At 70.7% G+C, this 24,007-nt stretch carries 20 protein-coding genes; 14 read left to right on the forward strand and 6 right to left on the reverse strand.

Annotated elements, in window-relative coordinates; genetic code table 11:
• The 7 genes from ACZ69Q_RS36525 (at position 1) to metK (ending at position 6,368) form a co-directional block, all read left to right on the forward strand.
• Positions 1–1,107: a quinone-dependent dihydroorotate dehydrogenase gene (locus ACZ69Q_RS36525; protein WP_471050647.1), complete on the forward strand. Its 1,107-nt coding sequence runs from the start codon at positions 1–3 to the stop codon at positions 1,105–1,107.
• Positions 1,104–1,949 carry an orotidine-5'-phosphate decarboxylase gene (pyrF, locus tag ACZ69Q_RS36530; RefSeq protein ID WP_471050650.1) on the forward strand — a complete coding sequence of 282 codons (846 nt, stop codon included), beginning with the start codon at positions 1,104–1,106 and terminating at the stop codon, positions 1,947–1,949. Before ACZ69Q_RS36525 ends, pyrF begins: the two co-directional genes overlap by 4 nt.
• Before the next feature lie 320 nt (positions 1,950–2,269).
• Complete coding sequence (locus ACZ69Q_RS36535; protein WP_003977346.1) at positions 2,270–2,593, forward strand: integration host factor; 324 nt, start codon at positions 2,270–2,272, stop codon at positions 2,591–2,593.
• Between the two features lie 59 nt (positions 2,594–2,652).
• Positions 2,653–3,246, forward strand: a complete 594-nt coding sequence (gene gmk, locus ACZ69Q_RS36540) for a guanylate kinase (protein WP_432191698.1) — start codon at positions 2,653–2,655, stop codon at positions 3,244–3,246.
• A 95-nt stretch (positions 3,247–3,341) separates the two neighbouring features.
• The gene (gene rpoZ / locus ACZ69Q_RS36545; protein ID WP_003988945.1) at positions 3,342–3,614 is read left to right on the forward strand and encodes a DNA-directed RNA polymerase subunit omega; all 273 of its coding nucleotides are present in this window, start codon (positions 3,342–3,344) and stop codon (positions 3,612–3,614) included.
• A 104-nt stretch (positions 3,615–3,718) separates the two neighbouring features.
• Positions 3,719–4,921, forward strand: coding sequence for a bifunctional phosphopantothenoylcysteine decarboxylase/phosphopantothenate--cysteine ligase CoaBC (gene coaBC, locus ACZ69Q_RS36550; RefSeq protein WP_471050654.1), 1,203 nt, complete (start codon positions 3,719–3,721; stop codon positions 4,919–4,921).
• 238 nt (positions 4,922–5,159) lie between these two features.
• Entirely contained in the window at positions 5,160–6,368 is a 1,209-nt protein-coding gene (metK, locus tag ACZ69Q_RS36555; protein WP_471050656.1) for a methionine adenosyltransferase, read from the forward strand.
• A 60-nt stretch (positions 6,369–6,428) separates the two neighbouring features.
• Here metK and ACZ69Q_RS36560 read toward each other — a convergent pair whose 3' ends face one another.
• The 4 genes from ACZ69Q_RS36560 to ACZ69Q_RS36575 are packed head-to-tail and all read right to left on the reverse strand — an operon-like array spanning position 6,429 to position 11,552.
• Complete coding sequence (locus tag ACZ69Q_RS36560; RefSeq protein WP_471050658.1) at positions 6,429–7,526, reverse strand: hypothetical protein; 1,098 nt, start codon at positions 7,524–7,526, stop codon at positions 6,429–6,431.
• Positions 7,523–9,442: a hypothetical protein gene (locus ACZ69Q_RS36565; RefSeq protein WP_471050660.1), complete on the reverse strand. Its 1,920-nt coding sequence runs from the start codon at positions 9,440–9,442 to the stop codon at positions 7,523–7,525. Before ACZ69Q_RS36565 ends, ACZ69Q_RS36560 begins: the two co-directional genes overlap by 4 nt.
• Positions 9,439–10,149: a toll/interleukin-1 receptor domain-containing protein gene (locus ACZ69Q_RS36570; RefSeq protein WP_471050661.1), complete on the reverse strand. Its 711-nt coding sequence runs from the start codon at positions 10,147–10,149 to the stop codon at positions 9,439–9,441. The genes ACZ69Q_RS36565 and ACZ69Q_RS36570 overlap by 4 nt, the downstream gene beginning before the upstream one ends.
• A gap of 56 nt (positions 10,150–10,205) precedes the next feature.
• A complete protein-coding gene (locus ACZ69Q_RS36575) occupies positions 10,206–11,552 on the reverse strand; it encodes a helix-turn-helix domain-containing protein (protein WP_471050664.1) in 1,347 nt (448 codons plus the stop codon).
• A 507-nt stretch (positions 11,553–12,059) separates the two neighbouring features.
• Here ACZ69Q_RS36575 and ACZ69Q_RS36580 point away from each other — a divergent pair.
• Entirely contained in the window at positions 12,060–14,213 is a 2,154-nt protein-coding gene (locus ACZ69Q_RS36580; RefSeq protein WP_471050665.1) for a primosomal protein N', read from the forward strand.
• Between the two features lie 79 nt (positions 14,214–14,292).
• Here ACZ69Q_RS36580 and ACZ69Q_RS36585 read toward each other — a convergent pair whose 3' ends face one another.
• Entirely contained in the window at positions 14,293–14,835 is a 543-nt protein-coding gene (locus ACZ69Q_RS36585) for a hypothetical protein (protein WP_393515499.1), read from the reverse strand.
• Between the two features lie 259 nt (positions 14,836–15,094).
• Here ACZ69Q_RS36585 and fmt point away from each other — a divergent pair, with 259 nt between their 5' ends.
• Together fmt and ACZ69Q_RS36595 are read left to right on the forward strand one after the other, a co-directional pair.
• Positions 15,095–16,027: a methionyl-tRNA formyltransferase gene (fmt, locus tag ACZ69Q_RS36590; RefSeq protein ID WP_471050668.1), complete on the forward strand. Its 933-nt coding sequence runs from the start codon at positions 15,095–15,097 to the stop codon at positions 16,025–16,027.
• Positions 16,028–16,101: 74 nt separating this feature from the next.
• Positions 16,102–17,520 carry an RsmB/NOP family class I SAM-dependent RNA methyltransferase gene (locus ACZ69Q_RS36595; RefSeq protein ID WP_471050671.1) on the forward strand — a complete coding sequence of 473 codons (1,419 nt, stop codon included), beginning with the start codon at positions 16,102–16,104 and terminating at the stop codon, positions 17,518–17,520.
• 69 nt (positions 17,521–17,589) lie between these two features.
• On the opposite strand, the gene ACZ69Q_RS36600 is transcribed toward ACZ69Q_RS36595, so the two are convergent.
• Complete coding sequence (locus ACZ69Q_RS36600) at positions 17,590–19,770, reverse strand: MMPL family transporter (RefSeq protein ID WP_471050674.1); 2,181 nt, start codon at positions 19,768–19,770, stop codon at positions 17,590–17,592.
• Positions 19,771–19,904: 134 nt separating this feature from the next.
• Between ACZ69Q_RS36600 and rpe the strand changes: the two genes are divergently transcribed.
• From rpe to ACZ69Q_RS36620, 4 genes are all read left to right on the forward strand, one after another.
• Positions 19,905–20,591 carry a ribulose-phosphate 3-epimerase gene (rpe, locus tag ACZ69Q_RS36605; protein ID WP_471050676.1) on the forward strand — a complete coding sequence of 229 codons (687 nt, stop codon included), beginning with the start codon at positions 19,905–19,907 and terminating at the stop codon, positions 20,589–20,591.
• A gap of 78 nt (positions 20,592–20,669) precedes the next feature.
• On the forward strand, positions 20,670–21,713 hold the full coding sequence (locus ACZ69Q_RS36610; RefSeq protein ID WP_471050678.1) for a sugar-binding transcriptional regulator: 1,044 nt from the start codon (positions 20,670–20,672) through the stop codon (positions 21,711–21,713).
• 78 nt (positions 21,714–21,791) lie between these two features.
• Entirely contained in the window at positions 21,792–22,106 is a 315-nt protein-coding gene (locus ACZ69Q_RS36615; RefSeq protein WP_471050680.1) for a barstar family protein, read from the forward strand.
• A 131-nt stretch (positions 22,107–22,237) separates the two neighbouring features.
• Positions 22,238–23,680, forward strand: a complete 1,443-nt coding sequence (locus ACZ69Q_RS36620) for a GuaB1 family IMP dehydrogenase-related protein (RefSeq protein WP_471050682.1) — start codon at positions 22,238–22,240, stop codon at positions 23,678–23,680.
• Positions 23,681–24,007: the final 327 nt, after the last annotated feature.

A 24,007-nucleotide genomic window follows, 5' to 3' on the forward strand; every position in this document is an offset into this window, starting at 1 on the left:
ATGTACAAGCTTTTCTTCCGTCTGGTTTTCAAACGGATGGACCCGGAGCAGGCCCACCACCTGGCGTTCCGCTGGATCCGGCTCGCCGTCAGGATCCCCGTGCTGCGCACGCTCGTCGCGGCGGCCCTTGCACCCCGCTACCGCGAACTGCGCACGGAGGCCTTCGGGCTGCGCATGCACGGCCCCTTCGGGCTCGCCGCGGGCTTCGACAAGAACGCCGTCGCGATCGACGGGATGTCGATGCTCGGCTTCGACCACGTCGAGATCGGCACGGTGACCGGCGAGGCACAGCCGGGCAACCCCAAGAAGCGGCTGTTCCGGCTCGTGCAGGACCGCGCGCTCATCAACCGCATGGGCTTCAACAACGAGGGCTCGCTGGCCGTGGCGGCCCGCCTCGCCTCCCGTACGCCCGTCTTCAGGACCGTCGTGGGCGTCAACATCGGCAAGACCAAGGTCGTCCCGGAGGCCGAGGCCGCCGGGGACTACGTGAAGTCGACCGAGCGTCTCGCGCCGTACGCCGACTACCTGGTCGTGAACGTCTCCTCGCCCAACACGCCCGGCCTGCGCAACCTCCAGGCCACGGAGTCCCTGCGGCCGCTCCTGAGCGCCGTCCGCGAGGCCGCCGACCGCACGGTGCCCGGCCGCCGGGTGCCGCTGCTCGTGAAGATCGCGCCGGACCTCGCCGACGAGGACGTGGACGCCGTCGCCGACCTGGCCGTCGAGCTCGGCCTGGACGGGATCATCGCCACGAACACCACCATCGCGCGCGAGGGACTCGGGTTGAAGTCCGAACCCACCCTCGTGAAGGAGACCGGCGGCCTGTCCGGAGCACCCCTGAAGGCGCGCTCCCTGGAGGTGCTGCGGCGCCTGTACGCGCGCGTGGGCGACCGGATCACCCTGGTGGGCGTCGGCGGCATCGAGAACGCCGAGGACGCCTGGCAGCGCATCCTCGCCGGTGCCACGCTCGTGCAGGGATACAGCGCGTTCATCTACGAGGGCCCCTTCTGGGGCCGTGCCATCCACAAGGGGCTCGCCGCGCGCCTGCGCACCAGCCCGTACGCCACCCTCGCCGACGCGGTCGGCGCCGACGTGAGGAAGACGGCATGAGCTCTCTCGAACCCTTCGGCGCACGTCTGCGCCGCGCCATGGACGAGCGCGGCCCCCTGTGCGTCGGGATCGACCCGCATGCCTCCCTGCTGTCCGAGTGGGGCCTGAACGACGACGTGGCGGGCCTGGAGCGGTTCAGCCGCACGGTCGTGGAGGCGATGGCCGACCGGGTCGCCGTACTCAAGCCGCAGAGCGCCTTCTTCGAGCGCTTCGGGTCGCGCGGCATCGCCGTCCTGGAGAAGTCGGTCGAAGAGGCGCGGGCGGCCGGGGCGCTGGTGGTGATGGACGCCAAGCGCGGCGACATCGGCTCGACCATGGCCGCGTACGCCGAGACCTTCCTGCGCAAGGACTCCCCGCTGTTCTCCGACGCGCTGACCGTCTCGCCGTACCTCGGCTACGGATCGCTCTCGCCGGCCGTCGTGCTGGCCCGGGAGAGCGGCGCCGGGCTCTTCGTGCTCGCGCTGACCTCGAACCCGGAGGGCGGCGAGGTCCAGCACGCGATCCGCGCGGACGGCCGCACCGTCGGCGCGACGATGCTGGCGCACCTGGCGGCCGAGAACGAGGGCGAGGAGCCCATGGGGTCCTTCGGCGCGGTCGTCGGCGCCACGCTCGGTGACCTGTCGTCCTACGACCTCTCGATCAACGGTCCGATCCTCGCCCCCGGCATCGGGGCCCAGGGCGCCACGCCGGCGGATCTTCCGCAGGTCTTCGGCGCCGCGGCGCGCAATGTCGTCCCCAACGTCAGCCGGGGTGTCCTGCGGCACGGACCCGACGTCGTCGCGCTGCGTGAGGTCGCGTCACGCTTCGCCGATGAGATCGCGCACGCCGTATCGGGTGTCTGACCCCCGTCAGAGGTGTTCGAGCCGGTCGCAAGGGTCCTCCGATGAGTGGCCCGCGGCCGACTTGAGTCTGAATACATCCTCAAATCCGGGGCATTATGTCCTAAATGTCCGGCCTGACGGAGGCTGACCAGGACTTTTCCGCTGTTCTCGCTGACTCTGGCGGACTTGGCCGCTAGTCTCCGACGAGTGAGGGAGCCTCCCACGTCCTTCGGGCAGTGGGGGAGAACGGGCAGCGTGTTGCTCGTGGCTCCCCAGGTGTGGGGCGACTAGGTTCCTCACCGGTCCGTATCCGACAGTTCGACATCCGAGGTGACGTAGGCGTGGCTCTTCCGCCCCTTACCCCTGAACAGCGCGCAGCCGCGCTCGAAAAGGCCGCCGCGGCTCGCCGGGAGCGGGCCGAGGTCAAGAATCGACTCAAGCACTCCGGCGCCTCCCTTCACGAGGTCATCAAGCAGGGCCAGGAGAACGACGTCATCGGCAAGATGAAGGTCTCCGCGCTGCTGGAGTCCCTGCCGGGCGTGGGCAAGGTCCGCGCCAAGCAGATCATGGAGCGACTCGGCATCTCCGAGAGCCGCCGCGTGCGCGGTCTCGGCTCGAACCAGATCGCCTCCCTGGAGCGTGAGTTCGGCAGCACCGGCTCCTGAGTCCGCGCTCTTGGGACAGGGAGTCCCGGGCACTCCGGGATTGCTGGAATAATCGCTGCATGGCTGCAACATTCCGGGGGACGACCCCCGAGCCCCCGGACGTACGTCCGCGGCTGACCGTGCTCTCCGGCCCCTCCGGGGTCGGCAAGAGCACGGTCGTCGCCCATATGCGCAAGGAACACCCCGAGGTCTGGCTCTCGGTGTCGGCGACGACCCGCAAGCCCCGGCCCGGCGAGAAGCACGGTGTCCACTACTTCTTCGTCACCGACGACGAGATGGACAAGCTGATCGCCAACGGTGAGCTGCTGGAGTGGGCCGAGTTCGCCGGCAACCGCTACGGCACGCCGCGTGCGGCCGTGCTGGAGCGGCTGGAGGCGGGTGAGCCGGTCCTGCTGGAGATCGACCTCCAGGGGGCCCGACAGGTCCGTGAGTCCATGGCCGAGGCTCAGCTCGTGTTCCTGGCTCCTCCCTCCTGGGAGGAGCTCGTGCGCAGACTCACCGGACGTGGCACCGAGCCGCCCGAGGTGATCGAGCGCCGGCTGGACGCGGCGAAGGTCGAGCTGGCGGCCGAGCCGGAGTTCGACACCACCTTGGTCAACACCTCCGTCGAGGACGTGGCGCGCGAGCTGCTAGCCTTGATGGACGTTGTGTGATCGTGAATGTGTGGTCATGACTGTTCGGTTCTGACCGACTCGCTCAAGACCTGATCATTCGCACTGAATCTTTCCCATCCATCGGAAGGTAGAGCGTGTCCTCTTCCATCTCCGCGCCCGAGGGCATCATCAACCCGCCGATCGACGAGCTCCTCGAGGCCACCGACTCGAAGTACAGCCTCGTGATCTACGCGGCCAAGCGGGCCCGCCAGATCAACGCGTACTACTCGCAGCTCGGCGAGGGCCTCCTCGAGTACGTCGGTCCGCTCGTGGACACCCACGTGCACGAGAAGCCGCTCTCGATCGCCCTGCGCGAGATCAACGCGGGTCTGCTGACGTCCGAGGCCGTCGAGGGCCCGGCGCAGTAAGTAGTATTTTCAGCTTTGAGCTGGCTTTTCCACAGGCCCGGCAGCGCGACTGTCGGGCCTGTGGTGTGTCATGGAGTCGTCGGTTCAACGAGTGGGGAGGCCCGGTGGACAAGCCGAAGGTCGTTCTGGGTGTCAGTGGCGGCATCGCCGCGTACAAGGCCTGTGAGCTGCTGCGCAGACTCACCGAGTCGGGTCACGACGTCCGTGTCGTCCCCACCGCCTCCGCCCTGCACTTCGTCGGCGCCGCCACCTGGTCCGCCCTCTCCGGCAACCCCGTGTCGACGGAGGTCTGGGACGACGTACACGAGGTCCCGCACGTCCGTATCGGCCAGCACGCGGACCTGGTGATCGTCGCCCCCGCCACGGCCGACACCCTGGCCAAGGCCGCGCACGGCCTCGCCGACGACCTGCTGACCAACACCCTGCTCACCGCTCGCTGCCCGGTGGTCTTCGCCCCCGCCATGCACACCGAGATGTGGGAGCACGCGGCCACCCAGGAGAACGTGGCGACGCTGCGCCGGCGCGGCGCGGTCGTCATCGAGCCCGCCGTCGGCCGGCTCACCGGCGTGGACACCGGCAAAGGCCGGCTGCCCGACCCGGCCGAGATCTTCGAGGTCTGCCGCCGAGTGCTGGCCCGCGGCGTCGCGGAGCCCGACCTCAAGGGACGGCACGTCGTCGTCAGCGCCGGCGGCACCCGTGAGCCCCTCGACCCGGTCCGCTTCCTCGGCAACCGCTCCTCCGGCAAGCAGGGCTACGCCCTCGCCCGCACCGCCGCCGCCCGGGGCGCCCGCGTCACGCTGATCTCCGCCAACACCGGGCTGCCCGACCCGGCCGGCGTGGACGTCCTGCCGGTCGGGACGGCCGTGCAGTTGCGGGAGGCGGTCCTCAAGGCAGCCTCGGACGCCGACGCGGTCGTGATGGCAGCCGCGGTCGCCGACTTCCGCCCCGCGACGTACGCCGCCGGAAAGATCAAGAAGAAGGACGGCGAGGACCCGGAGCCCATCGTCCTGGTGCGTAATCCGGACATCCTCGCGGAGATCTCCACCGAGCGCGCCCGCCCCGGCCAGGTGATCGTCGGCTTCGCCGCCGAGACCGACGACGTGCTGGCCAACGGCCGCAAGAAGCTGGAACGCAAGGGATGCGACCTCCTCGTGGTGAACGAGGTGGGGGAGCGCAAGACGTTCGGCTCCGAGGAGAACGAGGCGCTCATCCTGGGCGCCGACGGCAGCGAGACCCCGGTCCCGCACGGGCCCAAGGAGGCCCTGGCCGAAACGGTGTGGGACCTGGTGGCGCGACGGCTGGGGTGAATTGTTTGATGCGCTCGGGCTTGTCCAGTGCCTTCCTTGATTCGGGTGTGGCGTGCCTGGTCAAGGGTGTGTGACATTGGGCAGAATGCCCGTGCCGCAGGTCACAGCGCTCCCGAGAGGCGAGACAGGGGGTCCGTGACCGAGCACGACAGATAAACTGTCCTCGGACGACGCCGGGCGCAGCTCCCGACCGTCCGCCAATGATCAGCCAGCAGCCGCTGCAACCACAGGGAGCGTTGTGTCCCGTCGCCTGTTCACCTCGGAGTCCGTGACCGAGGGTCACCCCGACAAGATCGCTGACCAGATCAGCGACACCATTCTTGACGCGCTTCTGCGCGAGGACCCGACCTCTCGGGTCGCTGTCGAGACCCTGATCACCACCGGGCTCGTGCATGTGGCCGGAGAGGTCACGACCAAGACGTACGCGGACATCGCGACGCTGGTCCGCAACAAGATCCTCGAGATCGGCTACGACTCCTCGAAGAAGGGCTTCGACGGCGCCTCCTGCGGTGTCTCCGTCTCGATCGGCGCCCAGTCGCCCGACATCGCGCAGGGCGTGGACACGGCGTACGAGTCCCGGGTCGAGGGCGACGAGGACGAGCTGGACCGACAGGGCGCCGGTGACCAGGGCCTGATGTTCGGCTACGCGACGGACGAGACGCCGACGCTGATGCCGCTGCCGATTTTCCTGGCCCACCGCCTGTCCAAGCGCCTGTCCGAGGTCCGCAAGAACGGCACCATCCCTTACCTGCGCCCGGACGGCAAGACGCAGGTCACCATCGAGTACGACGGTGACAAGGCGGTCCGTCTGGACACGGTGGTCGTCTCCTCCCAGCACGCGAGCGACATCGACCTGGACTCGCTCCTCGCGCCCGACATCCGGGAGTTCGTGGTCGAGCCGGAGCTGAAGGCGCTGCTGGACGACGGCATCAAGCTCGACACCGAGAACTACCGCCTGCTGGTCAACCCCACCGGCCGCTTCGAGATCGGCGGCCCGATGGGTGATGCGGGTCTGACTGGCCGGAAGATCATCATCGACACGTACGGCGGCATGGCCCGCCACGGCGGCGGCGCGTTCTCGGGCAAGGACCCGTCCAAGGTGGACCGTTCGGCGGCGTACGCGATGCGCTGGGTCGCCAAGAACGTCGTCGCCGCGGGCCTCGCCTCGCGCTGCGAGGTGCAGGTGGCGTACGCGATCGGCAAGGCCGAGCCGGTGGGCCTGTTCGTCGAGACCTTCGGCACCCACAAGATCGAGCCCGAGAAGATCGAGAAGGCCATCGACGAGGTCTTCGACCTGCGCCCGGCCGCGATCATCCGCGACCTCGACCTGCTGCGCCCGATCTACGCCACGACGGCCGCCTACGGCCACTTCGGGCGTGAGCTGCCGGAGTTCACCTGGGAGCGGACGGACCGGGTGGAGGAACTGAAGAAGGCTGCGGGGCTGTAAGGTCCGGCCTCACGGTTTGTAGGAGGCCCGGTCCCTTCGGGGGCCGGGCCTCGGCGTTTGTCAGACGTCGTACGGCTGATCCCGGCCGTCCTCCTGCGTCGGGCCGGCACCGTTCGTGTGTGCGGCCGGCTGGAAGCCGCCGAAGCGGCGCCGTATCTCCTCGGCCGTCACCGTGTCCCGGGAGGCGATCGCCTCCGCGACCTGGTCCGCGACGAGCCCGGCCTCTTCCTCCCCGGGGCTGAACCCGACCTTCCGGAAGAAGTCGGAGAAGAGATCCGCCGCGGTGGCCATGGGAGGGAACGGAGCGCTTCCCCGGTCGGGGGCCGACATGGGCCAGTCCTGGTCCGGGGGAGGCGGAAATGCCTCCGGAACCAGGTATCGGAAGGGTTCGTCGACCTCCCGGTCGTTCGCGGCGGAGGAGAGCCGCGCCAGGAGGCCGATGTCCTTGACGGTCTTCTCGACATGGTCGTCGTTCCTCGCCAGCCACCACACGACCGCGCTGCCCGTACTCGTGAGCACGTCGTTGCCCAGGTACTCGCGTTTGTTCTGCTCGTACTTGCGCTGGTGTTCCCACAGGGCCTCGTCCTTGCGGATGGCCGCCAACCGGTCCAGGCGCTCCTGGTCCTCGTCCGTGAGAGTGAGCTCGACTTCCAGGGCCATCGCGTGCAGGTGACCGTCGCGGTCGGGCTCCATGACACCGAGCGCCGCGTTGAGCTGATGCTGGACGAGGGAGCTTCTGAAGGGGTGCATGTCCGAGGTGATGCGGCCGGCTCGGGCGAGTACGGCCTCCACGGCCAGCGCGCCGGGGTTGATCAACTGATCGCTTGCCATGGGGTCGACAGGTATCCAGCGCACCCGGGCGGAGAACAGGAAGTCGTAGTCGGCCTCGCGGCTGGGCAGCGGGACCCGGCTCACATACCGCTCCTGACGTTCCACAGACGGGGGAGCCGGCTGCTCGATCAGGGAGCCGGGTGGGAACGGGTCGCGTCTGCGTGCCCGGATCGCCGAGTACGTCGCGAGGGACCATGCGGCCAGGAGCACGGCGATCGTGCCCAACCACATCCACAGCGGCCAGTGCAGCGTCAGCCCGAGGATGAGGACTAGCAACGCGCTGATCAGGCTGAGGAACGCCGAGACGGTCTTCTGGCCGGAGCTCATGACGGAGACACCTCCAGGTCGGGCGCTCCACGCGTGAAGCGGGCGCGCTGTGCGGTGCTGATCGATTTCAGGAGGCGGGAGGCCAGCTCGGGCGAGACACTCCTACGGGCGCCCGCGTAGACACGGCTGAGCACCGGATAGCTCGTGTCGGCGGCGTCCACCAGGATGCTCAAGGTCGCTTCGGTGAGGTCGTTGTCGCCGACCTGGTCGGCAGCGGCCAGCCAACGCGTGGTGCAGTCGACCCAGCGACCAGGGTCGAGCTGTTCGAAGGCCATACGCCAGCACACGGTGAGCCAGTCCCGGGTCGGTGTGGCCAGGAGGAAGCCGTCGGGCACTTGCGTCAGATCCAGGAAGAGGTCCGCGTCGGCGCGGTGGTGCCGTTCGGACTGCGTGGTGGCCAGTCTGGCGAGCAGACGGCGCTGAAGCCGCACGTCCTCATTCACGTAGGCCAGGAGGGCCTGGCGCGCGACCACACTCGGTTGTGGCTCATTGCGGGCGAGGTGGTGGAGCCGTACGAGTGCGGGTTCGGGATGGTGGATCGACATGACCTTGGCGCAGACCTCCACGAGAACTTCGCGCAGGTGCTTGGACAGTCGACCAGTGCTCCATCGGTAGATCTCCGACCGGAACCGGCCGTTCCACTGCTCGTCCTCGATGCCGTGCTGGAGGAGTTGGGCGGCGGCGCGCACCTCGGTCGGGCGGTGGGCCGAGTCGAGCGTCCATCGCTCGACGAGTTTGGTGAGCCGTTCGAACTCCTGCGTGCTCAGACAGAGGTCGGTGAACCGTGCGACGGCTACCTCCGAGTCCGACTCGTCGAGCCCTTGCACCTTCAGGGCTTTGGTCAGCCAATTGCCCAGTGGCTCCCGGACGTCGGGCAGGTCGTTCCAGAACAGGTGACGCGCGGCTTCGGCGAAGCCCGGTTCGGTGAAGCGCACCCGTGCGTCCGGGCCCGCCTCGGCCCCGACCGTCTCCAGCCGTAGTGAGAGCCCCTGGTGCTCCAGGAGCGGGCGCTCGTCGTGGGTGGATCCCGCCTCGTCGACAAGGAGGTTCGTGGCGCGGTGCACGGCCTCGGCGCGTGCGCCCTCCAGCATCGCCGTCGTGAGGAACAGAGCGCGCTGTCTGCCTATGTGCAGTCGGCGTACGGTGTCGGCGACCTCACGGGTGCGGTCCGTCTGGGCGGCGAGGGCGGCCTCGCACCAGGCGGCGAAGTCCCCGGGCCCCCGAGCGGCGATGCGGATGCGCTCGGCCAGCCGGGCCAGGTCGCGCATGGGAGGTCCGGTGTCCAGATACGTACGCAGGGCGGGAGGTGCCAGTGCCCGGACACTCTCACGTACTCCGGCGAGCCACAGGTGCCGGTTGACGGCTTCCCACACATCCGGCCGGCCGATCTTCCTGCGGAACTGCGTGAACTGAGGCGAGAGCCCCTCCTCGAACCGGCGTGGCAGCACGAGCGCGAGGAAGGCGTGTCTGCGCAGGACCTCATGCCGGAAGTCGGACAGTTCACGGTGCACGGCGCACCATGTCTGCTCGTCCGCGGCGGACAGGTCGAGCAGCATGCGGTCGTGCTCACCTATGAGGTCGTGGGAGAGCCACCGGCCGGCGCCCGTCTCGGGTGCCTCCGGCGTGAGTTCGTGATACGTACCGCCGTCGAGAGGGAGCTCGCACAGCAGGACCCGGGCCGCCGAGGCACGCCCGCTGCCCGGTTCCCCGTGGAGGATGACGGTGTGCTCGCCCGCCAGGACGTCGGACGCCTCACCCATGCCGTCTGGACGGGCGAACTCCCGCTGGAGTCGCCTCAGTTGATCGTCGGCGACCCGCCTGGGCGTGGCGCGAGGAGTCTTGAGGAGGGGCTGTGGCTCGGACCCGAAGTAGTTGTTGACGTTGTAGGTGTGGGTGTCCCCGTTCCGGTCGCTCACCGTTCGTCGTCCTCCTCGGGACGCGAGCGCCCGAAGCTCTGCCGGATGCCGCCTTCGTTGCCGCCCTGGATGTAGTTGCCGCCATCACCCATGCGTACGTTGCTGGGGCCGATGTGGACCGGGCCGTGCGCTTCCCGGATGTTGCTGACCTCGCCGTTGACCGTGCCCTGCACGGCGGTTCCGTGGACGCCACCCGCGATGTTCTGTGTCGGCGCCGAGGCGGCCTGCTCTCCGGGAGCCTCGCTGTCGGCGGCGGCGAGCTCGGGTACGAGCCTGGCCAGGTGGTCCCCGATCTGCTTGAGGTCGTACTCCTTGTTCTGGTGGTCGTAGCGCAGGCTCTGGCAGTCGGCGAGCTTCCTCAGCGGGTGCGGAAGTTCGTCCCTGGTGGGGCGTTCGGTCCTGCGGCCGAGCAGCACGGGGATGACCCGGACGTCGCAGAGGAAGGCCTCCTGGATCTCCCTGCCGACCCAGTCGCCGTCGCTGCGCAGCGCTTTGTGTCCGATCCAGCCCGGTCCGATCAGGGCCAGGAGAACCCCGCTGCGTCGCACACTGTGGATCAGATGGCCGTCGAAGGGTGTGCCGGGCGGGATCGACTTGCTGGCGTAGTAGATCCGATCCCTGCCGAACCGTGCGGACAGGGCTCCGTCGAGGGTGGCGGCGGCCTGTTCTCCGTCGCCGGTGCGGTAGTTGATGAAGACGTCGGGCATGGCAGATCGACCTCTCTTCAGGGGAGGAACTCAGGTGGGGAACGCAGGTTCTGTCGCTAGGGCGTGGGCGCGAGGACTGCCGCGAGGCGCGGGGCGACGGCCAAGTACGACCGGTTGCGGGGATGGCGGGACAGAGTGCGCGACAGACGGCGCAGGTCCGTTGCGATCGTCGCGGAGGACACGCTCGCGGTGAGCGGCAGCAACTGCTCGGTGAGCTGGCAGGCGTGGTCGATCTCACCGGCTCGCGCGTGTGCGAGGGCACGCCGGACGCCGTAGCGGAGCTGAGTGCGCCAGGCATCGGCGGGCAGTCGTGCGCACTCACGGTCGAGGATCTCGGCCGCCGCGCGTGGCCTGCCGAGGTCGACCAGGCACCAGCCCGAGATCATGGCGACAGGGTCGTTGAGGTGGGTCGGGCCGAGCACCGGGGCTCCGGACGAGGGCCCCTGGTCCCGGCCGAGGAGTGCGCGGGCTCGGTCCAGGCCGCGCATGCAGGCGTCGTGCTCTCCTGCGAGCGCGTGGCCCTGCGCCTCGCGCTGGGCGGCCAGGCCCCGGATGCGCGGAGGCAAACGGTCCGAGCTTGCGCCCTCGGCCAGGGCGACAGTGTCGTCCGCCTCGCCGCGGTAATACGTGATCAACGCGCGGCGTACCAGCGCGTACGACGCCAGGTCACGGTCACCGCAGGCCGCCGCCAGGTCCACGGCGTGCGCGGTCCAGCGCAACGCGGCGGCCTCGTCGTTCGCCTCCTGCGACAGCCAGCCGGTGAACTCGGCGAAACGCGCCGCCAGCGCAAGCAGTTCACGGCCGGTCCGCGAACCCGTCCGTTCCGCGAGTGCGCGCAGTGCCCGTGTCTGCTCGGCGACGACCGGGAGTACGGCGGCCGGAGGCGACACCTGGCCGAGTCGACGGTACTGGGCCAGGAGCATCCGGTAGGCGTCCACCAGCGGATCGCCGTGGGACTCGGCGCCGCTCACCGATGGGCCCACGGACGGGGATAAGGACGCCGGTGGCGTCATGTCATCGCCGGGCCCGACCGACAGGACCGCTGCGGCTCCCACGGCGATCACCTGGCGACGCGAAGGCGGAGCGGGCGATCTCGGGGGCGTTTCGTCCATGAGGGGCACCGCTCCTGTTGTCTCGGAGGCGACGGGATCGCGCTTCACGTGCCGGGCGGTGGCGGCCCTCGACGGCCGCGTGGGGGCCAGGGAGGCCAGCCCACCGCGTGCGTCGAGCGTGACGTCGCACAGGCGGGCCAGTTCGGGAGACGGGCGCTTCTGACCGGTCTCGATCTTGCTGAGCTGTCCCTTGCTGTAGTGCACAGATGACGCGAGCTGCGCCAGCGTGAGTCCGGCCGCTATGCGCAGGCGCCGCAACTCGGCTCCGAACGCAGGTGGCTGCTCCAGCACCTGTCTCCCCCCTTGGGCCGACGTCCCCGGTCGCTCGGGCCGTCCGGTCCCATCAGCGTCGGCTCGGTGAGCGACTCGGGCAAGGCGGGCGGCGGAGTTTCCCGTTTCCAGTTCTGATACCGGGCCGGAGGGCTTCGGCAAGCGTGGCTCGAAGTGGGCGGCTGGAACGATCACGGAAATGGCTGGCGAGCCGTGCTTGCGGATTCGTACGCTGGTGATCTCCCGGTGCGGTGGTCGCGGTTGCTTCTGTGGAGTGTGCCTTCGGGTGCGCGGTGAAACTGAGTTTGTGTGCCGTTGCCGAGATGATCTCGGGAGAGCTGATGCCGGTGTGTCCGGTGCGAAGGTGACGGGTACTTCGGGGCGGTGGCCCCCCGCGGGTTCGAATCCCGCCGTCGGCCGGGGTGGGCCCGGTGGCGTGGCCGAGTGGTCCAAGGCAGAGTGCGGTCCGTCGCCGTGGGGAACTCGGGCGGGCGCCGGTTGTCAGTGGCGTTTGGTAAGAATGCAAGCGTGAGCAGCGAGAACGGCAGTGAGGGCGGCGGCGCCGAGGGGGCGTCGCCCGAGCAGCTCGCGCTCATTCGGGAGAGTGTGCGGAACGCCAAGACGCCGAGGGCGAAGCCCAGGACCTGGCGCGGAGCCAGGCTCGCCGAGCACTTGCCGGTGGCGCGGGTGCTGGTCGACAAGGGCGTGCTGCATCTCGACCGGTACTTCGACTACGCCGTACCGGAGGAGCTGGACGCCGACGCCCAGCCCGGGGTGCGGGTGCGGGTGCGGTTCGGGGCCGGGCGGCATCGCGTGCGCGAGGGGCGGCGTGAGGGCGGCGGGCTCATCGACGGATTCCTCGTCGAGCGCGTCGCCGAGTCCGACTACTCAGGTCCCCTGGCGGCGCTCGCCCAGGTCGTCTCGCCCGAGCGGGTCCTGAGCGAGGAGCTGCTGGCGCTCGCGCGGGCCGTGGCCGACCGGTACGCCGGAGGGCTTGCCGATGTGCTCCAGCTCGCCGTGCCGCCGCGCAGCGCCCGGGCCGAGCAGCGGCCCTCACCGGAACCGCTGGCGCCGCCCGGCCGGCCAGAGGCGGGGTCCTGGGGGCGCTATGAGCGAGGGGCCGGCTTCCTGGAGGCGCTCGCTTCCGGCGGTGCGCCGCGTGCCGTGTGGAACGCCTTGCCCGGACCCGAGTGGAGTGAGGAACTGGCCCGGGCCGTCGTCGCCACGCTGGCCTCCGGGCGGGGAGCGCTCGTCGTGCTGCCGGACGGGCGGGCCGTGGCGCGCGTCGATGCCGCCCTGACCTCGCTGATGGGCAAGGGACGCCACGCGGTGCTGACCGCCGACGCAGGGCCCGAGAAGCGCTACCGGGAATGGCTCGCGGTGCGCCGGGGGAGCGTGCGGGCGGTCGTGGGGACTCGGGCCGCGATGTTCGCGCCGGTACAGGACCTGGGGCTGGTCGCCCTCTGGGACGACGGCGACGACAGCCACAGCGAGCAGCACGCCCCGCAGCCCCATGCGCGTGAAGTGCTGTTGCTCCGGGCCGCCCAGGACAAGTGCGGCTTCCTGCTGGGGAGTTGGAGTTGCACCGTGGAGGCCGCCCAGCTCGTGGAGAGCGGCTGGGCACGGCCGGTGGTCGCCTCGCGGGAGCAGGTGCGGGGCGCGGCTCCGCTCGTACGGACCGTCGGGGACGGCGATCTCGCGCGGGACGAGGCCGCCCGCGCCGCCCGGTTGCCCACGCTCGCCTGGCAGGCGGTGCGGGAAGGGCTGCGACAAGGGCCGGTGCTCGTGCAGGTGCCCCGGCGGGGATACGTGCCGCGGATGGCCTGCGCCAACTGCCGGGCGCCCGCCCGGTGCCGGCACTGCTCCGGGCCGTTGGAGGCGCAGGGCTCCGGGGCCGATCTGCGGTGCGGGTGGTGCGGGCGCGACGAGCGTTCCTGGCACTGTCCTGAGTGCGGTGGCTTCCGGCTGCGCGCCCAGGTGGTGGGGGCGCGCCGGACCGCCGAGGAACTGGGGCGGGCCTTCCCCGCCGTTCCGGTACGGACGTCCGGGCGTGAACATGTCCTGGACACCGTGCCGGGCACACCCTCGCTGGTCGTGAGCACGCCGGGCGCCGAACCCGTCGCCGAGGGCGGCTATGCCGCAGCGCTGCTGCTGGACGGCTGGGCCATGCTCGGGCGGCCCGATCTGCGGGCGGGGGAGGACGCGTTGCGCCGCTGGATCGCGGCCGCCTCGCTGGTCCGGCCGCAGAGCGCCGGGGGGACGGTGGTCGTCGTCGCCGAACCCACGCTGCGGCCCGTACAGGCGCTGGTGCGGTGGGACCCGGTCGGGCACGCGGTGCGCGAGCTCGGCGAGCGGGCCGAGCTCGGGTTTCCGCCGGTGTCACGGATGGCCGCGGTGTCCGGGCCGGGGGAGGCGGTCGCCGAGTTCCTCCGTACGGCCGAGCTGCCGCCGGACGCCGAGGTGTTGGGGCCGGTGCCGATTGCCGTCACGGCGGTGGGGCGGCCTCGCCGGGTGGGCGGGCCGCCGCCGGGGGAGCACTGGGACCGGGCGTTGATCCGCGTGCCGCCGGGGAGCGGGGCCGCGTTGGCCGCCGCGCTGAAGGCCGCGCAGGCGGCTCGGATGGCGCGCGGGGCGAGCGAGATCGCGGTGCGGGTTCGGATCGATCCGCCTGACATCGGGTGAGGGCGGGGCATCGCGGCGGCAGGCGCCGGACATGACTCTGCCCTCCCGGGTGCGCTCCGGGAGGGCAGAGTGCTGGGGATCAGCCGTTGCGGGGGCCGGGGAAGGCCGTGGGCCTGGCCTCGTCGCGGAGGCCGGGGCTGCCCGCCGTCGGCTGCGTCGGCATCGAGCGGGCCGCGGGGACCGTCGGCACCGTGGGGAGGGCGGTGGACACATTGACCGTCCGGGAGCCCGACGGCTCGGACGTGCGCTCGGCCTCGGCCGCCGCCTGGGTGGCGGCGCGGCGTGCGCCGTAGCGACGGTGGACCGCCTGCTTGGTGACGCCGAGGGCGGAACCCACCGCGTCCCAGGAGAAGCCGAGCGAGCGGTCGAAGTCCACGGCTGCCGTGACCAGGGTTTCGACGCTGTCCCGCAGCTCCTGGGCGAGACGGACCGTCGGGGCGGGTGCGCGTCCGTAGACGACGAAGCCCGTGGAGGGACCCGAGCGGCGCGGGCGGTAGACGTTGCCCAGTTGCGCGGTGAGCGTTCGCAGTGCGTCCACCTGCCGGCGGACCCGCTCGATGTCCCGCACCAGCAAGTGCAGGCTTGCCCGAGCCTGGGCGTCGTGGGTTGCGTGGTCGGCCATGAACAAGCCTCTCGAACCGGCGTAGAAAAGGAGAGGGCCGCGGTTACGGTGCTTGCGGCCCGTTGTGGTCAACTCTTTCTTGACCAACGCGGGAGTGCTCCGCGGGTCACGCACTGGGGGCGTGTGGGCATATGCCTACGCCCCTGAGTGGTGTGTACGCCCAGACGTTCGGCCTCGGACGACTCCCATAGACTTGTGCGTTGCCCAGCCGATCCCAGCAGATACCGACCAACCCCGACCGAGAGGCCCGTGCTCACCCATGAAGCTTGTCTTCGCCGGTACCCCCGAGGTCGCCGTTCCCGCTCTTGACGCTCTGATCGCCTCCGGGCGGCACGACGTGGCCGCCGTCGTCACGCGGCCCGACGCCCCGGCCGGGCGTGGGCGCAGGCTGGTGGCGAGCCCGGTGGCCGAGCGGGCCGAGGAGGCCGGGATCGAGGTGCTCAAGCCCGCCAAGCCGCGCGATCCCGAGTTCCTGGAGAAGCTGCGGGAGATCGCGCCGGACTGCTGCCCCGTCGTCGCCTACGGCGCCCTGCTGCCGCGCGTCGCCCTCGACGTGCCGGCCCACGGCTGGGTCAACCTGCACTTCTCGCTGCTGCCCGCCTGGCGCGGGGCCGCTCCCGTGCAGCACTCCATCATGGCGGGCGACGAGATCACCGGGGCCTCGACCTTCCTCATCGAGGAGGGGCTCGACTCCGGACCCGTCTACGGCACGGTCACCGAGGCGATCCGGTCCACCGACACCAGCGGCGACCTGCTGACCCGGCTCGCCTTCGCGGGCGCCGGACTGCTCGTCGCGACCATGGACGGGATCGAGGACGGCACGCTGAAGGCCGTACCGCAGCCGTCCGAGGGGATCACCCTCGCCCCCAAGGTCAATGTCGAGGACGCGCACATCGACTGGAGCGCTCCCTCGCTGCGCGTCGACCGGCTCGTGCGCGGGTGCACCCCCGCGCCGGGCGCCTGGACCACCTTCCGCGGCGAGCGGCTCAAGCTCATCCATGTGCAGCCGGTGCCGGGGCGCGACGACCTCGCCCCCGGTGCGCTCTCCGTGGGGAAGAACAACGTGTACGTCGGGACCGGGTCGTACGCCGTCGAGCTGCTGTGGGTGCAGGCGCAGGGCAAGAAGCCGATGCGCGCCGCCGACTGGGCGCGGGGCGTGCGGATCGCTGACGGGGAGAGCGTCGGGGCGTAACCGGGCGTCCGCCTGGCCGGACGTGCGACGTAGGCTGGTCGTACATCTCATCCAGTAATCCGGAGCACCTTTTCGTGAGCGACACCTCCCGTCGGCCCGGCAGAACCGGCAAGCCCTACCGACGGCCCAAGAAGGACCCCGTCCGCGTCCTCGCCTTCGAGGCGCTGCGCGCCGTGGACGAGCGGGACGCCTACGCCAACCTCGTACTCCCGCCGCTGCTGCGCAAGGCACGGGAGAAGGGCGACTTCGACGGGCGGGACGCCGCGCTCGCCACCGAGCTGGTGTACGGGACGCTGCGGCGGCAGGGGACGTACGACGCGGTCATCGCCGCGTGCGTGGACCGGCCGTTGCGTGAGGTCGACCCGCCGGTGCTGGATGTGCTCAGCCTGGGCGCGCACCAGTTGCTGGGGACGCGGATTCCCACGCATGCCGCGGTGTCGGCGTCCGTCGAGCTCGCCCGGGTCGTACTCGGCGACGGGCGCGCGAAGTTCGTCAACGCCGTGCTGCGGAAGATCGCGCAGGACGACCTCGACGGGTGGATCCAGCGGGTCGCGCCGCCCTACGACGACGATCCCGAGGAACACCTCGCCGTCGTGCACTCGCATCCGCGGTGGGTCGTCTCCGCGCTGTGGGACTCGCTCGGCGGCGGGCGCGCCGGGATCGAGCGGCTGCTGGAGGCCGACAACGAGCGGCCCGAGGTGACGCTGGTCGCGCGGCCGGGGCGGGCCACGACCGAGGAACTGCTCGGCGAGGAGGCCGCGGTGGCGGGGCGCTGGTCGCCGTATGCCGTGCGGTTGGCCGAGGGAGGGGAACCGGGGGCCATCGAGGCCGTGCGCGAAGGGCGTGCGGGGGTGCAGGACGAGGGCAGTCAGCTCGTCGCCCTCGCTCTCGCCAACGCGCCGCTCGACGGGCCCGACGAGAAGTGGCTCGACGGATGTGCCGGGCCCGGCGGAAAGGCCGCGCTCCTCGCGGCACTGGCCGCCGAGCGGGGGGCCATGCTGCTGGCGTCCGAGAAGCAGCCGCACCGGGCGGGGCTGGTGGCGAAGGCCCTGCACGGCAATCCGGGGCCGTATCAGGTCATCGCCGCCGACGGGACGCGGCCGCCGTGGCGGGCCGAGAGCTTCGACCGGGTGCTGGTGGACGTGCCGTGCACCGGACTCGGGGCGCTGCGGCGGCGGCCGGAGGCGCGGTGGCGGCGGCGGCCGGAGGACCTGGACGGGTTCGCTCCGCTCCAGCGCGAGCTGCTGGCCGGCGCGATCGACTCCGTGCGGGTGGGGGGCGTCGTCGGGTACGCGACCTGCTCGCCGCATCTTGCCGAGACGCGGGCGGTGGTCGACGACGTGCTGAAGCACCGGGCCGACGTCGAGCTGATCGACGCGCGGGCGTTGCTGCCGGGGGTGCCGGAGCTGGGGGAGGGGCCCGATGTGCAGTTGTGGCCTCATGTGCACGGCACGGACGCGATGTATCTGGCGTTGATGCGGAAGGTCGGCTGAGCTCGAGGTCGTGGGTGAGGACGGGACCGGCGTGGGAGTGCTCCATCCTCCTTCGCCACCGCCCTCATGTCAGCCGCCTCGCTGACCAGCCCTCGCCTGCGAACCCGCAACCGCCGCCGGATCCCCGTCGTCCCGCGACAACCTGTGCGGCCACCACACCTTCTTCCCCACGTCCAGGAACAGCGCCGTCACGAGCACCGAGCGCACGATGAACGTGTCCAGGAGCACCCCCAGCGCCACCGTGAAGCCGATCTCGGCGAAGGCGACCATGGGGAGGGTGCCCAGGGCGGCGAAGGTTCCGGCGAGGACCAGGCCAGCGGAGGTGATGACCGCGCCGGTGGCGGCCAGGCCGGTGATGACGCCCTGGCGGGTGCCCTGATGGGCGGCCTCCTCGCGGATGCGGGTGGTCAGGAAGATGTTGTAGTCGATGCCCAGTGCAACCAGGAAGACGAAGACGAACAGCGGGAAGTCGGTCGACTCGCCGGCGTAGTCGAAGATGTGGCGGAAGGCCAGCGCGCTGATGCCGAGCGCCGCCGTGAAGGACAGGATCACCGTCCCGATCAGCAGCAGCGGGGCGATCAGGGCGCGCAGCAGGCCGGCGAGGATCAGCATCACCACGACCAGGACCAGCGGGATGATCAGGATGTTGTCGTGGGTCGTCGCCTTGTCCATGTCCAGCAGGGCCGCCGTGCCCCCGCCCACCTGGGCGTCGGCGTCGGGCACCGCGTGGACGGCGTCCCGTACCCGCTCGACCGTCTGTTTCGCGGCCTCGCTGTCGGACGGGGCGGTCATCGTCGCCTCGAAGAGCACCTTGCCTTCGTAGAACGGTTTCGTGCCGGGCGGCAGGCCGAGGGATTCGGGGACGACGCCCCGGGTGTCGGCGACGGCGCGGCCCACCTCCCGGGCCTGGGCCTGGTTGCTGACGATGACCAGGGGGTCGCCGCTGCCGGCCGGGAAGTACTCCTCGGAGATCTCCTGGCCGGTGATCGATTCCGGTTTGTCGGTGAAGGCGTCGGCGTTGCTCAGACCCTCGGCGCGCAGTTGGATCAGGCCCAGGGAGCAGACCGCGAGGACCACTGCCGTGATGACCCAGGTCACGCGGGGGCGGCGGGCGATGTTGCGGCCCATGCGGGCCCAGACGCCGCGCTCGTGCGGGTTCTCCGCGCCGACGTGCGGGATCGCCGGCCAGAAGATCCAGCGGCCGCAGATGACGAGGAGCGCCGGGAAGAGGGTCATCATCGCCAGCAGGCCCACCGCCACGCCGATCGCGGCGACCGGGCCGAGGCCGCTCGTGGAGTTCATCTCCGCCGCCAGCAGCACCAGCATGCTCAGGACGACGGTCGCGCCGGAGGCCAGCACCGCCGGGCCCGCGCGGTGCAGGGCCAGGGCCATCGCCTCGTGACGGTCCTCGTGATGGCGCAGTTCTTCCCGATAGCGGGCGACGAGGAGCAGCGCGTAGTCGGTGCCCGCGCCGAAGACCAGGACCGTCAGGATGCCCGCGCTCTGGCCGTTGACCGTCAGGCCCCCGTGCTCCGCCAGGAGGTAGATGAGGGCCTGCGCGGTGAACAGGGCGACGATCACGGCGACCAGGGGGACCAGGAGCAGGGTCGGGCTGCGGTAGGTGATCAGCAGCATGACGATGACGACCGTCATCGCCGAGAGCAGGAGTGTGGAGTCGATGCCCTCGAAAGCCTCGGCGAAGTCCGCCGACGTGCCGCCCGGGCCCGTGATGTACACGGCGAGGCCGCCGCTGCTCGTCCCGACGATGTCCTTGATGGAGTCGACGGCGGGTGCGATACGGTCCCAGCCCTGCTCGTCCATCGTGATCGGGACCTGGACCTGGGCCGCGCGCGGGTCGGTCTCCCGGTCGAACACGGGTCCGCGGGTCTCGGCGCCCCGGATGCCGTGGGCGGTGAGCTGCTTGAGCTGGGCCACGTCCTCGGTGATCGCGGCCCGGTCCTCGGCCGTGAGGCCGCTGTCGCGGGCGTAGATGACCACCGCGGGGATCTGCTCCGGCCTGAAGTTCTCGGAGATCTGCAGGACTTGGGTGGATTCCGCGGACCCGGGCAGCCAGGACGCCGCGTCGTTGTCCTGTGCGTCGCTCAGCTTCTGGGCCAGCGGCGCGGTCACGAACAGCGCCAGCAGCCACAGGACCAGCACCACCCACTTGGCACGGCGTCCGCAGACCAGATGGGCGATGCCCTGCTGTCCCGAACCCGTCCGCCGGTCCTTCTCCCGGGTCTCCGTCATGGTCACCCCCGCAGCCGTAAAGCGATCCGGCCGGTCGCCCAGCATGGCACGCACAGTCCGGACACAACATCCGATGAACGTCTTAGGTCTGGACCGACGCGAACATTCGTGCCCGGACATGGCAGTCTTGGGTCATGGCCGCGCAGATCAACCCCAGCATCCTGTCCGCCGACTTCGCCCGCCTCGCGGACGAGGCGAAGGCGGTCGAGGGAGCCGACTTCCTCCACGTCGACGTCATGGACAACCATTTCGTCCCGAACCTCACGCTCGGCGTGCCGGTCGTAGAGTCCCTGGCCCGTGCGACGGACACTCCGCTGGACTGCCATCTGATGATCGAGGCCCCCGATCGGTGGGCGCCCCAGTACGTGGAAGCGGGGGCCTCTTCCGTCACCTTCCATGTCGAGGCCGCCGCGGCTCCCGTGCGACTGGCCCGGGAGATCAGGGCCAAGGGTGCTCGGGCCTCCATGGCGCTGAAGCCCGCGACACCCATCGAGCCCTATGAGGATCTGCTGCCCGAACTCGACATGCTGCTGATCATGACGGTCGAGCCGGGCTTCGGTGGTCAGGCGTTTCTCGACATCATGCTTCCGAAGATTCGCCGCACCCGCGAGTTGATCAGCAAGCACGGCCTCGACCTGTGGCTCCAGGTCGACGGCGGTGTCTCGGCAAGCACCATCGAGCGGTGCGCGGAGGCGGGCGCGGACGTCTTCGTCGCCGGTTCGGCGGTGTACGGGGCGGACGACCCCGCCGCGGCGGTCCGCGCGTTGCGCGCTCAGGCGGAGGGCGTGACGAAGTCCGCCGCCTGGGCATGCGACCACTGAGCCAAGGGAACGTGAACGGCGCCCATCAGGGCGGATCAAGAGCGCCGGATCTGCAAGGATGAACGGCGAATCCAGAGTGTGAACAGCAGTGAGGAGATCGCCGTGTCGGGTATGTCGGCGGGCCGGTCAGCCATGCGGATGGGACCCGCTGAGCTGGTGCAGGCGGCGGCCATGGCCCGCCGCTTCTACCTCGAGGGCAAATCCAAGATCCAGATCGCCGAGGAGTTCGGCGTCAGCCGCTTCAAGGTGGCCCGGGTCCTGGAGACCGCTCTCGAACGGGATCTGGTGCGCATCGAGATCCGTGTGCCGGCCGAGCTGGACGCGGAGCGCTCCGACGCGCTGCGCGCCCGCTACGGCCTCAGGCACGCCGTCGTGGTCGAGTCCCCGGCCGACGCCGAGGAGACGCCGGACCCGGAGAACCTGGGGGAAGTGGCCGCCGACCTGCTCGGCGAGCTGGTGAACGAGGGTGATGTGCTGGGCCTGGCCTGGGGCCGGTCCACCATCCACATGGCCGCCGCCCTCGACCGGCTGCCGCCGTGCACGGTGGTGCAGCTCACGGGTGTCTACGACGCCGGGACCGCCGAGCGCGGTTCGGTCGAGGCGGTCCGCCGGGCCGCCCAGGTTTCGGGTGGCGACGCCCACCCCATCTACGCGCCCATGCTGCTGCCGGACGCGGCCACCGCGGTGGCGCTGCGCCACCAGACCGGCATCGCGCGGGCCTTCGAGTACTTCGACAAGGTCACCGTCGCCTGCGTCTCCATCGGCTCCTGGGAGCCTGGCATCTCGACGGTGCACGACATGCTCAGCGACGAGGAGCGGGCGCACTACGCCTCGCTCGGCGTCGCCGCCGAGATGTCCGCGCACCTCTTCGACGCCGACGGCCGCCGTGTCGGGCGGGACCTGGGCGAGCGGTGCATCACCGTCAAGGCCGACCAGCTCCGCCGTATCCCCGAGGTCGTCGCCATAGCGGGCGGGGCGCGCAAGGCGGCCGCGATCGACGCGGTGCTGCGGTCCGGGCTCGTCACCAGCCTGGTGACGGACACGTCGGCGGCCGACGTGCTGATGGCGGCCGGTCCGACGCCGAAGCCGGCACTCAACAGGGCCGATCCGGACGGGAACTGACGGAATCTCAGGAGAAGGGGGGCGGCCCGGGCCGCTCCCCTTCTTCATCGACGACCACTACGACGGGGCGGTACAGGGATGACGGAACTCGTGGTCACGCTCGACCTCGACGGGGTCACGGACAAGGCGGGTCTGATGGACCGCTGCGCCCGTGATCTGCGGTTGCCCGACTGGTTCGGGCGCAACTGGGACGCGCTGGCCGACTCCCTCTCCGACCGCACGGTGTGGCCAAAAGGCGCCGGCGAGCAGGGGATGCGGGTCGTCGTACGGAACTGGCGCCCGTACGCGAAGGCGCGGCCCGACGAGTGGGAGACCGCCCAGGAGGTGTTCTCCGAGGCGGTGGACCGCACGTCGGCGCTCTCCGTGCTGCTCGCCCTTGGAGGATCCTCCTAAGGGGTCCCTGACCTGCTTGGATGATGCGACCGTGCATCGCATTCCGGTCAGCATGGGACAATGAAGTACGTGCTCTTCCCCCTGGCTGACCTGTCCGGGGGCCACCTCTGATCGACTGGGATGTGCAGCACGTGCGTTTCCTCAATGACATCCAGCCCCCGTACGACCTGACGTACGACGACGTGTTCATGGTCCCGAGCCGCAGCGCGGTCGGCTCGCGGCAGGGCGTGGACCTCAGCTCCCCGGACGGCACGGGCACCACGATCCCGCTGGTCGTCGCCAACATGACCGCCATCGCCGGCCGCCGTATGGCCGAGACGATGGCCCGGCGCGGCGGCCTGGTCGTCATCCCGCAGGACATCCCGATCGACGTCGTCACGGACGTCGTGTCCTGGGTGAAGAGCCGCCACCACGTCCTCGACACCCCGATCGTGCTGGCCCCGCACCAGACCGTCGCCGACGCGCTCGCCCTGCTGCCCAAGCGCGCCCACAACGCCGGTGTCGTCGTCGACGAGAACCAGCGGCCGATCGGTGTGGTCACCGACTCCGACCTGTCCGGCGTGGACCGCTTCACGCAGCTCGAAGTCGTGATGTCCCGCGACCTGCTGCTCCTCGACGCGGACATCGACCCGCGCGAGGCCTTCAACACCCTCGACGGCCACAACCGGCGCTACGCCCCGGCCGTCGACTCCGAGGGCCGTCTCGCGGGCATCCTGACCCGCAAGGGCGCCCTGCGCGCCACGCTGTACACGCCCGCCGTCGACGCACAGGGCAAGCTGCGCATCGCGGCCGCCGTCGGCATCAACGGCGACGTGGCGGGCAAGGCCAAGCAACTGCTGGACGCGGGCGTCGACACCCTCGTCATCGACACCGCGCACGGCCACCAGGAGTCGATGATCGCCGCGATCCGGACCGTGCGGGCGCTCGACCCGCAGGTGCCGATCGTGGCGGGCAACATCGTCGCCGCCGAGGGCGTGCGGGATCTCGTCGAGGCGGGCGCGGACATCATCAAGGTCGGTGTCGGTCCGGGCGCGATGTGCACCACCCGCATGATGACCGGCGTCGGCCGGCCGCAGTTCTCGGCGGTGCTGGAGTGCGCCGCCGAGGCGAAGAAGTACGGCAAGCACGTCTGGGCCGACGGTGGCGTCCGGCACCCGCGTGACGTCGCCATGGCGCTGGCCGCCGGTGCGTCCAACGTGATGGTCGGGTCCTGGTTCGCGGGTACCTTCGAGTCGCCGGGCGACCTCCAGCAGGACGCGAGCGGGCGGCTCTACAAGGAGTCCTTCGGCATGGCCTCCGCGCGCGCCGTGGCCAACCGTACGTCCGACGAGTCGGCGTACGACCGCGCCCGCAAGGCGCTGTTCGAGGAGGGCATCTCCACCTCCCGCATGTTCCTCGACCCGGCTCGGCCCGGCGTGGAGGACCTGATCGACTCGATCATCGCGGGCGTGCGGTCGTCCTGCACCTACGCGGGCGCCGGCTCCCTGGAGGAGTTCGCCGAGAAGGCCGTCGTCGGCATCCAGAGCGCCGCCGGCTACGCGGAGGGCAAGCCGCTGCACGCAAGCTGGAGCTGACGCCTCGTCAACGCCCCTTCGTACGGCCCCCGTTGTCCCGCCCGCCGGGAAGCGGGGGCCGTGTCGTATGCCGCCCTCTCGCCGAACGGCCCGGGTGCGGCGGTATTTCGGGCGGATGCGGGCAGCCTGTGGCTTGTCGCGCAGTTCCCCGCGCCCCTTCAGGGGCGCGCATCGGTCCGCGTGCGGCGGCGCTCTGAAGCTCTCGGCAGGGCCTGCGTGCAACGGTCGAAAGCCCCCCTGCAACGAACACCCACCCAACCCCCAGACACGCAATGATCTTGCGGGTATACGCAAGGTTGCTGCATTTCACCAGCAACGTCACTCCTC

The sequence above is a fragment of the Streptomyces sp. NPDC036764 genome (assembly GCF_055609385.1).

What these genes read in the sequence shown, in the direction of transcription:
- ACZ69Q_RS36525 (WP_471050647.1), top strand. Translation starts at nt 1, where the DNA reads ATGTACAAGCTTTTCTTCCGTCTGGTTTTCAAACGGATGGACCCGGAG.
- pyrF (WP_471050650.1), top strand. Translation starts at nt 1,104, where the DNA reads ATGAGCTCTCTCGAACCCTTCGGCGCACGTCTGCGCCGCGCCATGGAC.
- gmk (WP_432191698.1), top strand. Translation starts at nt 2,653, where the DNA reads ATGGCTGCAACATTCCGGGGGACGACCCCCGAGCCCCCGGACGTACGT.
- ACZ69Q_RS36560 (WP_471050658.1), bottom strand. Translation starts at nt 7,526, where the DNA reads ATGAGCTCCGGCCAGAAGACCGTCTCGGCGTTCCTCAGCCTGATCAGC.
- ACZ69Q_RS36570 (WP_471050661.1), bottom strand. Translation starts at nt 10,149, where the DNA reads ATGCCCGACGTCTTCATCAACTACCGCACCGGCGACGGAGAACAGGCC.
- ACZ69Q_RS36585 (WP_393515499.1), bottom strand. Translation starts at nt 14,835, where the DNA reads ATGGCCGACCACGCAACCCACGACGCCCAGGCTCGGGCAAGCCTGCAC.
- fmt (WP_471050668.1), top strand. Translation starts at nt 15,095, where the DNA reads ATGAAGCTTGTCTTCGCCGGTACCCCCGAGGTCGCCGTTCCCGCTCTT.
- ACZ69Q_RS36600 (WP_471050674.1), bottom strand. Translation starts at nt 19,770, where the DNA reads ATGACGGAGACCCGGGAGAAGGACCGGCGGACGGGTTCGGGACAGCAG.
- rpe (WP_471050676.1), top strand. Translation starts at nt 19,905, where the DNA reads ATGGCCGCGCAGATCAACCCCAGCATCCTGTCCGCCGACTTCGCCCGC.
- ACZ69Q_RS36615 (WP_471050680.1), top strand. Translation starts at nt 21,792, where the DNA reads ATGACGGAACTCGTGGTCACGCTCGACCTCGACGGGGTCACGGACAAG.